Origin of the sequence: Methylosinus sp. LW4 (genome assembly GCF_000379125.1) — a bacterium.
Lineage (GTDB): Bacteria > Pseudomonadota > Alphaproteobacteria > Rhizobiales > Beijerinckiaceae > Methylosinus.
Genome location: NZ_KB900628.1, coordinates 1 through 1,654 on the forward strand (window position 1 = coordinate 1; position 1,654 = coordinate 1,654).

The following is a 1,654-nucleotide window of genomic DNA, read 5'->3' on the forward strand; positions in this document are numbered from 1 at the left end:
CGCGGACCTGCGTCGAGGTCAGATCAGTGACCTGCGTGGTGGAGAGGTTCGACAGAGCGGTGGTGGTGAGCTTGCCCAGCTGCGTTGCGGTGAGGCCGGCGAGCTGCGTCGAGGTGAAGGCCTGCACTTCGGTGGAGGTCAGCGCGCCGAAGGCGGTGGCGGAGAGCGATCCGATCTGCGCGGCGGAGAGATTGCCGACCTGGGTCGTGGAGAGATTGCCGGTGACGGTTGCGTCGAGCGCGCCGATCTGGCTGGTCGAGAAGTCCGCCGTATCGATGGCGTCGAGATAGCTCGCCGACAATCCGCCGATCTGCGTTGCGGTGAGGCCGCGGACCTGCGTCGAGGTCAGATCAGTGACCTGCGTGGTGGAGAGGTTCGACAGAGCGGTGGTGGTGAGCTTGCCGATCTGCGTTGCGGTGAGGCCGGCGAGCTGGGTGGAGGTGAAGGCCTGCACCTCGGTGGAGGTCAGCGCGCCGAATGCGGTGGCGGAGAGCGATCCGATCTGGGCGGCGGAGAGATTGCCGACCTGGGTCGTCGAGAGATTGCCGGTGACGGTGGCGTCGAGCGCGCCGATCTGGCTGGTCGAGAAGTCCGCTGTATCGATGGCGTCGAGATAGGAGGCGGAGAGTCCGCCGATCTGCGTTGCAGTGAGGCCACGGACCTGCGTCGAGGTCAGGTCGGTGACCTGCGTGGTGGAGAGGTTCGACAGCGCTGTGGTGGTGAGCTTGCCGATCTGCGTTGCAGTGAGGCCGGCGAGCTGGGTGGAGGTGAAGGCCTGCACTTCGGTCGAGGTCAGCGCGCCGAAGGCGGTGGCGGAGAGCGATCCGATCTGAGCGGCGGAGAGATTGCTGACCTGGGTCGTCGAGAGATTGCCGGTGACGGTTGCGTCGAGCGCGCCGATCTGGCTGGTCGAGAAGTCGCCAGCGTCGATGGCGTCGAGATAGCTCGCCGACAGGCCGCCGATCTGTGTGGCGGTGAGGCCGCGGACCTGCGTCGAGGTCAGGTCGGTGACCTGCGTCGTGGAGAGGTTCGAGATTGCCGTGGTGGTGAGCTTGCCCAGCTGCGTTGCGGTGAGGCCGGCGAGCTGAGTGGAGGTGAAGGCCTGCACCTCGGTCGATGTCAGCGCGCCGAAGGCGGTGGCGGAGAGCGATCCGATCTGCGCCGCGGAGAGATTGCCGACCTGGGTCGTGGAGAGATTTCCGGTGACGGTGGCGTCGAGCGCGCCGATCTGGCTGGTCGAGAAGTCCCCGGCGTCGATAGCGTCGAGATAGGAGGCGGACAGGCCGCCGATCTGCGTCGCCGTGAGGCCGCGGACCTGCGTCGAGGTCAGATCAGTGACCTGCGTGGTGGAGAGGTTGGACAGCGCGGTGGTGGTGAGCTTGCCGATCTGCGTCGCGGTGAGGCCGGCGAGCTGGGTGGAGGTGAAGGCCTGCACTTCGGTGGAGGTCAGCGCGCCGAATGCGGTGGCGGAGAGCGATCCGATCTGAGCGGCGGAGAGATTGCCGACCTGGGTCGTGGAGAGATTGCCGGTGACGGTCGCGTCGAGCGCGCCGATCTGGCTGGTGGAGAAGTCCCCGGCGTCGATGGCGTCGAGATAGCTCGCCGACAGGCCGCCGATCTGCGTTGCGGTGAGGCCGCGGACCTGCGTCGAGGT

Annotated in this window: 1 protein-coding gene; it reads right to left on the minus strand. The window is 67.2% G+C overall.

Features of this window, described 5'->3' with window-relative positions; genetic code table 11:
- Positions 1–1,654 (minus strand): beta strand repeat-containing protein (locus METLW4_RS26120; protein WP_018268690.1); only part of this gene is annotated, 1,654 nt, incomplete at both ends.